Raw genomic sequence first — 7,230 nt, 5'->3', positions numbered from 1 at the left:
TTGTACAGTTTGATTCCTTATGCTCTTTATATAAAAAAGCAAAATGCGCGAAAGTAGCTTATTCAGCATTTTATCCATTGCTTAATTCAGGCTGAATGCGCCCGTTCAGGTTCACATCGTCTTAACAAATGCGGTTGCTCGCGCGGACAGTTTCGTTTAGCATCCGCACCTTGGAATTCATATGCGCCGTCTTCCAAAGACGCGCAGGCTGTGCAGCCCACGGGAGTGCGCCACAGCGGGAACCACGATTTCGGTTCTGAACAAACTTAAAAACTCCGGCAAGCGAGCACGCGAATCTCATCGCGGCATGCCCGTGGCGGAGGCGAAATCAGCAGCTGGCGCGATTCAACGCGACGCCGTTTTCGCAAACGCTTTCTTTTGTGTCCGAGATTCACCGATGAAGCTTGCATTCCTGCTTTGGCTCGCCTCCGTGCTGCCGCAACCGATCGCGGATCGCGCCTGCATGGCCGGCACGATCTATCTTGAAGCGCGCAGCGAACCCGTCGCCGGCCAGCTTGCCGTTGCGGAAGTCGCGTTGCGTCGTGTCGACAGCGGCCAGTGGGGCGACTCGCTGTGCGCCGTACTCACCGCTCCGGGACAATTTGCTTTATCCACAATGCCGCAAAATTATATTTTGCAAGAAGTGGATTCGATGGAACGCTCGTGGGCGCTGGCGAATCTGGCGATCGCAATGTGGTCGCTGCCGCCGCAGTTGCGGCCATCGGTGGTACCCAAAGCCGATCACTTTTTCGCATCCGATACGCCGGTACCGTCATGGGCCAGGGGTTATCCACTGGCGCGCATCGGCGATCACAGTTTCTATCGCGCCGACTGAAGCTGCTGAACCATCAATTCCCTGGATCGTCTGACTTACTCGCGCGATCTTTTTTCGACGCGAAGCGTGCGTAAGCCGCATCTTCGATGCGCGCACCCACCAGCAGCACCAGCACGACCAGCGCAAAGCCGAGTAGCGCGATGTCGATGCGTCCGCGCCCACAGAGCGAGCCGAACACCGCAACGATCCAGATCCCCGCAGCACTGGTCAGGCCACGAATCTGGTTGTCGCCCCCGCCGTGCAGGATCATGCCCGCGCCGATAAAACCGACGCCCGTGAGTATGCCCTGCAGTACCCGGCTTTGCGCATCCAGATTGCCCGCAGAACCATCGCCCGACAACGGGGCGGCGACCAGCACGGCCAGCGCAGCCGCCAGCGCGACCAGTGCATGCGTACGCAATCCGGCCGCTTGCCCGTGCACATGACGCTGGGTTCCGATTGCCGCACCAATCAGTAACGCCACGCACAAGCGCAAGGCAACGTCGCTGAAATCCGTCGTGATCATCATGATTTTTGTTTTCCGGACTGTTTCTGCATCGACTGCCACACTTTGCGAAACCGCCGCCAGTCGGCGATCACTTTCGGCGTGTAGTCCTCGACGTAGTCGATCAGCGCGCGTGTCCAGCGGCTGTCCTGCGCAAACGCGATCAGATCGTCCGCGCATGCGGCGCCCTGACGTCCGCTGCCGCGCAGTGCAGACCATGCAACGAGCTGGCCCATCGATCCGATCACCGCGCTCAACGGTTTCACCTTGCCCTGCACGGCCGACAGATCGAGGCGGTCCTGCAGCGGCTGCAGTTCTTTCAGTACAAAGGCCCGATCGACAAAATCCACCGGCGTGAGAAATGCCGGTGCAATTGCCTGCATGCGCTTCTGCACGGTGACGATGCGCATGGCCTCATCCGGCCATTCCGGCTGTCGTTTCGGCAGGCGTTTTCCCACTGACGAATTGCCGGCGAGTTTGAGATCGAGCACGTAGTTGCCATTCGGCGAACCCTTGCCCTGCGCAAGAATTGCGTAGCGCGCAAGGCCGAGGCTGCCGGTACCGGCGATGCGTTGCGCCACGTCGAGCGGCCGATAGAATTTCGCGTCTGGCTGCCTGGCAGCATAGCGCCCGAACCAGTCCAGCAGCGCTTCGCGCTCATCGTTTTTCAGCGCAAGCAGATGTTCGTCGTCGATCAGGAAACGTCGGCGCTTGCCATCCTTGACAGTATGCCGATTGAGGAAATCCTTGCGCCGGCGCTGCTCGACGCGGCCAAGCAAGGTGCCAATCAAACCATCCGCGATCGAACGCTCTATCCAGCGCGGTTTGCCATCGGCCAGCGCTGCGACATAGGCGTCGAGGAAGCAACGCGACAGAGCGCGTGCTTCGCGCAGGTCGAGCCCAAGCGAACGCGTGCCCACATGCAGGCTGACCAGAAAGCGCGCGACTTCCCAGGTGCACGGCGCGAGCGCAGCCTCGTCGAAATCGTTGATATCGAAATATGCGAGACGGTTGTCACCCTTGTACGAGCCGAGGTTTTCCAGATGCAGATCGCCGCAGATCCATGCGTTCGGCGCGGCGTCGAGTTCGCGGCCACCGCGCCAGTCCTCAAAGAACAGATGGCAGGTGCCGCGCAGGAAGACGAAAGGGTCGGCAGCGATGCGCGCGTATTTGCGCTCGAGGAGTCGCGCGTCGCGTCCGGCGTTGAAGCGGAAGATGCGTTTGGCGACGTCCATGCGCGCAGTCTAACATCGCGCCGTCAAGCTCGAATTGTGGAGAAATCCATAAATAAACCGGGCGTGCCTGAACACGCCCGGTGGGTCCGCTTCGGGGCAGCGGTGGTTCCTAGCGGCGCAGCATTTCCAGATGGCCGTCTCCGCGGCCACCACGCACCAGCACGCGATCGCCGACGTGGAAGCCCGGATTGTCGGTCTGGGTGACCTGGGCTTGGCGCCCGTCATCGAGTTCCACATAGAAACGCCAAGCATAACCGGAAGCCGCGCGCGCATTGTTCTGCTCGGCTGAATCGCCGATCACGGCGCCACCCACCGCGCCCACGGCCGTGGCTGCGGCACGACCGCCGCCGCGACCGAACTGGTTGCCGATCACGCCGCCGATGATCGCGCCGAGAATGGCTCCACCGCCGGTCGTCTGTTGACTGATCTGCACCTGGTCGACGCCGCGCACGGTGCCGCAGGCGCGGCAGCGTCCGGAGGGCTGGTCACCCTGGTCGCGCTGGTCGTATCCCTGCTGACGCTGGTCGTATCCCTGCTGACGCTGGTCGTATCCTTGCTGCTGTGCCGGTTCGCGATAGACCACACGCTGGCGCGGCGGCGGTGCCACGCAGGCATTCAAACCGAACAGGGCAACGAGCATCAGCACTATCCATCCACGATTACGCAACATGTTCTTGTCCTCGGTAAGTTTCATCGAATACTTGCAACGCGCTGAGCGGAAATTGCCCAACGCCGACACAATATAATTGTGCAAGCGCCCGCGTGAACAAAGGTGAAATTCACGATAACGCAGGAGTCGCGCGTCAGTTGACGTACAGATTCACCTGCTTCGGGTTAGCATCGCGGCTACGGGTGTTTGCGGGGAACGACAATGACGGTGACCGAAACTAGGCTCAGCGAGCGGATTCGCAAGCTCGATACGCAGGTCGCGCGGGATAAACTCGAAGGTCTGCCCGATGCGGAAATCGCCCAGGCGCTGGCTGAACTCGGTCCGGGCCATGCGATCGACATCCTGCAGGGTTTCTCCGCCGCACGCCGTGCCAGCATCGCCGCAGCGACGACATCCGGCGAAGGCGAGCAATGGCTCCAGGACTGGAACTATCCCGAAGGCAGCATCGGCCGGCTCATGGAGACGACGCCGGCCGTATTCCGTCCGGAGACAACGGCCAGCTCGGTCATCGAGGCGATGCGTGAAGTGGTCAAGCGCCAGCTCATCACCTACATTTTCGCGGTCGATGCGGAGCGCCGCCTGATCGGTGTTGTCACCTTCCGCGAGCTGCTGTATGCGAGCGAAGATGCGCAACTCATGGATGTGATGGTGCGCGAACCGTTCGCGCTCAACGCACAGAGCAGCCTGGTGGATGCGATGCGCGAAGTCGTCACCCGCCACTATCCGGTGTATCCGGTGTGCGACAGCGCCGGCCGCCTGATTGGCCAAGTCCGCGGCCAAGTCATGTTCGAGCAGCAGGCGTTCGAGATCAGCGCGCAGGCCGGCTCGATGGTCGGTGTGGAGAAGGAGGAACGCACCTCGACGCCATGGCTGCGCGCGCTCAAGTTCCGCCACCCCTGGCTGCAATTGAATCTGCTCACCGCATTCATTGCCGCAGCGGTCGTCGGCATATTCCAAAGCACGGTCAATCAAATCGTCCTGCTCGCCGTGTTTCTGCCCGTGCTGTCCGGACAATGCAGCAATACCGGCTGCCAGGCGCTGGCCGTCACCCTGCGCGGAATGACCTTGAACGAAATCCGCGCGGGGCGCGCGAACGTACTGCTGGTCAAGGAAGCCTGGCTCGGCCTCTTGAACGGCCTGCTCGTCGGCTTCGTCGCCGGCACCGCCATGTATATCATCGCGCGCATGGAGCACAACGTGCACGCGCTGCCGCTCGCGCTGATCACCGTGGTCGCCATGGCACTCTCCAGTGTCGCCAGCGGCATCGCCGGCGCCGCAGTACCGATGGGGTTGAAACGCATCGGCGCCGATCCGGCAATGGCCTCGAGCATCTTTCTGACCACGGCGACCGATGTGGTGAGCATGGGCCTGTTCCTTGGCATGGCACGGTGGCTGCTGCTTTGAGGGCTGAGAGCTGAGGGCTGAGAAAGATCAAAGGCCCGCAGCACCATCACTCTTCGGCCCTCGGGCCTCCGCCCTCAACCCTCAGCCCTTCTTGATCATCATGAATCTCATCGACAGCCACTCGCATATCGACGTCGCCGAATTCGACGTCGATCGCGCGCAGGTACTCGCGCTCGCGCGCGCCGCGGGCGTACGCCGCCAGATCGTGCCGGCGATTGCGTTCGCCGGCTTCGACAAACTGCGCGCCTTGTGCCGCGATGAGGCCGGACTCTACCCGGCCTACGGTCTGCATCCGATGTATCTCGCTGAACATCGGCCCGAGCATCTCGATGCCTTGGTCGAATGGATCGATCAGGATTGGATCGGGCGCGAGCGGCCGATCGCAGTCGGCGAATGCGGGCTGGATTTTTATGTCGACGGACTCGATGCGCAAACGCAGCGGCTGTATTTCCGGCGCCAACTCGAAATCGCGCGCGACGCCCGCTTGCCGGTGATCTTGCATGCGCGCCGCGCACTCGATGAAGTGATCTCCACATTGCGCGATGTCGGCAATCTGAGCGGCGTCGTGCATAGTTTTTCCGGCAGCGAGGAACAAGCCAGGCAATTGTGGAAGCTGGGCTTCTGCATCGGGCTCGGCGGCCCGCTCACCTACGAACGCGCGCGCCGCCTGCGTGGCATCGCCGCGAGCATGCCGCTCGAATTTCTGCTGCTGGAAACCGACTCGCCCGATCAACCCCTGCACGGACACCAAGGCGCGCGCAATGAGCCGGCCCTGCTGCGTGAAGTCTGCGATTGCGTCGCCGCGCTGCGCGGCGTGGACGCCGCAGAAATCGCCGCGGCGACGACGCGCAATGCCGAGCGTGTGTTTGCCCTGCCCGCGTTCGACGCGAGCTGAGTCAGGCCATCGCCGCGACCGACTCGTTCTCTGCGCCAGCCCGCGACAGAGGCACCGCCAGCAGGCGCTGGATCACGCGCGAAACCGCAACGAAGGCGAACGTGCCGGTCACCTGGGTTGCTGCGCCCAGGCCGCCGGAACAGTCGAGCTTGAGTCCGCCCTCGGTATTGGTCGCGCGTGTCTTGCACACACTGCCGTCGGCCTGCGGATAATTCACGTTCTCGCGCGAAAACACCGCCTGCACGCCGAAATAACGTTTGGGATTGCGCGTCCAGCCGTAGTCTTCGCGCAATTTGCGCCGCACCAGACCTAGCAGGATATCGTGCTCGGTCTTCGACAGGTCGCGCGCGGTGATCAGGGTCGGATCGATACGCCCACCTGCCGAACCCGACACCACGATGGGAATTTTCCGCCTTTTGCAAAATGCGATCATTTCCACCTTTACCTTCAGTGTATCGCAGGCGTCGAGCACGGCGTCGTAACCGCGCGCAAGCAGATCGGCAAGATTGGCGGAGGTAAGGAAATCCGCAATCGCATGCACACGAACCGCCGGGTTGATCGCGCTCGCGCGTTCGGCCATCACATCGACCTTGGCGCGGCCGTACTCGCCGTCGAGCGCATGCGACTGGCGATTCGTGTTCGATACGCAGACATCGTCCGCGTCGATCAGGGTCAGTTCGCCCACACCCGAACGCGCCAATGCCTCGACCGCCCAGGAGCCGACGCCGCCGATGCCGACCACACAGACATGCGCGCGTGCCAGCTGTGCCGCCGCGCCTGCGCCGTAGAGTCGATCGATGCCTGCGAAGCGTTCGTCCATCGATGGATTATAATCGTTGCGATGAAACACGTGATTCTGCTTGTGATCGGCCTGTTCGTCGGCGCGATGTGCGCCACCGTCGTCGTCAACACCCTGCGTGAGCGCGATGCCTATGCGCGCGGTGTGATGGATGTAATGCAGCATCACTATGCGAGCCTGCGCCAGGACATCCGCGCGCAGCGCTGCGACGCGACCAAATCCGCGCAAGCAATCACGCAACTACGCGCAATGGCCGCTGATGTTGAGCCGGCGATCTATCCCGATTCGATACCCGATGCGCCGTTCCGTGAATTCAACCAGCGCCTGCACGACGATCTGGAAAAAATCCCCACTCCGCCGCCTGCGGATTGCGCCGCATTGGCACCATTGGTACAAAAAGTCGGCAGGGCCTGCGACGACTGCCATCAGCAATATCGCTGACTGAAAGTGCAGTCGGGGTTAGGTTCCTGATCGAGTCAAGGGCAAGCGTTAGTCACTTTGCCGGCAACGGAATGAATTCGGTTTCGCCGGGTACCTGCCCCATGCGTTGCGCGGCCCAATCCTGCTTCGCCTGCTCGATGCGTTCGCGCGAGCTGGCCACGAAATTCCAGTAGAGGTGACGCTCGCCGTCCAGCGGCGCGCCGCCGAAAAATACCGCGCGCGCCGGCACGTGCGCGGAGATTTCGACTTCGCCACCAGGCGCGAGTACCGCCATCTGGCCCGCGGCAAGCCGCTCGCCGTCGATCGACAAATCCGCATCCAGCGCGTAGATCGCACGCTCGGCGTACTCGGCCGGCAGCACGAACTTGCCGCCCGCGGAGAACTCCGCGGCCAGATAAAACATCGGCGCGAACACGCGCACGGGCGCGCGCAGGCCCAGGGCGTCGCCGACAACCAGGCGTACATGC

At 62.3% G+C, this 7,230-nt stretch carries 9 protein-coding genes; 4 read left to right on the top strand and 5 right to left on the bottom strand.

Annotation, left to right across the window (positions count from 1 at the left end; genetic code table 11):
- The first annotated feature begins 397 nt into the window (after positions 1 to 397).
- Positions 398 to 835: a cell wall hydrolase gene (locus tag VIE67_RS10725; protein ID WP_332026029.1), complete on the top strand. Its 438-nt coding sequence runs from the start codon at positions 398 to 400 to the stop codon at positions 833 to 835.
- Positions 836 to 848: 13 nt separating this feature from the next.
- Here the strand turns inward: VIE67_RS10725 and VIE67_RS10720 are convergent, their stop codons facing one another.
- The 3 genes from VIE67_RS10720 to VIE67_RS10710 form a co-directional block, all read right to left on the bottom strand.
- Positions 849 to 1,343, bottom strand: coding sequence for an MgtC/SapB family protein (locus tag VIE67_RS10720; RefSeq protein ID WP_332026027.1), 495 nt, complete (start codon positions 1,341 to 1,343; stop codon positions 849 to 851).
- The gene (locus VIE67_RS10715; protein ID WP_332026025.1) at positions 1,340 to 2,554 is read right to left on the bottom strand and encodes a DUF2252 domain-containing protein; all 1,215 of its coding nucleotides are present in this window, start codon (positions 2,552 to 2,554) and stop codon (positions 1,340 to 1,342) included. The genes VIE67_RS10720 and VIE67_RS10715 overlap by 4 nt, the downstream gene beginning before the upstream one ends.
- Positions 2,555 to 2,663: 109 nt before the next feature.
- Positions 2,664 to 3,224 (bottom strand): glycine zipper 2TM domain-containing protein, encoded by a 561-nt coding sequence (locus VIE67_RS10710; RefSeq protein ID WP_332026023.1) that lies wholly within the window; start codon positions 3,222 to 3,224, stop codon positions 2,664 to 2,666.
- Positions 3,225 to 3,425: 201 nt separating this feature from the next.
- On the opposite strand from VIE67_RS10710, the gene VIE67_RS10705 reads away from it, so the two are divergent.
- Positions 3,426 to 4,628 carry a magnesium transporter gene (locus tag VIE67_RS10705; RefSeq protein WP_332026021.1) on the top strand — a complete coding sequence of 401 codons (1,203 nt, stop codon included), beginning with the start codon at positions 3,426 to 3,428 and terminating at the stop codon, positions 4,626 to 4,628.
- A gap of 100 nt (positions 4,629 to 4,728) precedes the next feature.
- The gene (locus VIE67_RS10700) at positions 4,729 to 5,523 is read left to right on the top strand and encodes a TatD family hydrolase (RefSeq protein ID WP_332026019.1); all 795 of its coding nucleotides are present in this window, start codon (positions 4,729 to 4,731) and stop codon (positions 5,521 to 5,523) included.
- Between the two features lies 1 nt (position 5,524).
- On the opposite strand, the gene tcdA is transcribed toward VIE67_RS10700, so the two are convergent.
- Entirely contained in the window at positions 5,525 to 6,343 is an 819-nt protein-coding gene (tcdA, locus tag VIE67_RS10695; protein WP_332026017.1) for a tRNA cyclic N6-threonylcarbamoyladenosine(37) synthase TcdA, read from the bottom strand.
- Positions 6,344 to 6,364: 21 nt separating this feature from the next.
- On the opposite strand from tcdA, the gene VIE67_RS10690 reads away from it, so the two are divergent.
- Positions 6,365 to 6,763 (top strand): hypothetical protein, encoded by a 399-nt coding sequence (locus VIE67_RS10690; protein ID WP_332026015.1) that lies wholly within the window; start codon positions 6,365 to 6,367, stop codon positions 6,761 to 6,763.
- 52 nt (positions 6,764 to 6,815) lie between these two features.
- On the opposite strand, the gene VIE67_RS10685 is transcribed toward VIE67_RS10690, so the two are convergent.
- Positions 6,816 to 7,230 (bottom strand): pirin family protein (locus VIE67_RS10685; protein ID WP_332026013.1); only part of this gene is annotated, 415 nt, incomplete at its 5' end.

The sequence above is a fragment of the Rudaea sp. genome (assembly GCF_036560865.1).
In the GTDB taxonomy this organism is placed as follows: Bacteria; Pseudomonadota; Gammaproteobacteria; order Xanthomonadales; family Rhodanobacteraceae; genus Rudaea.
The sequence above is the reverse complement of the archived record's forward strand: the minus strand, read 5'-3'. Positions and strand labels throughout refer to the sequence as shown.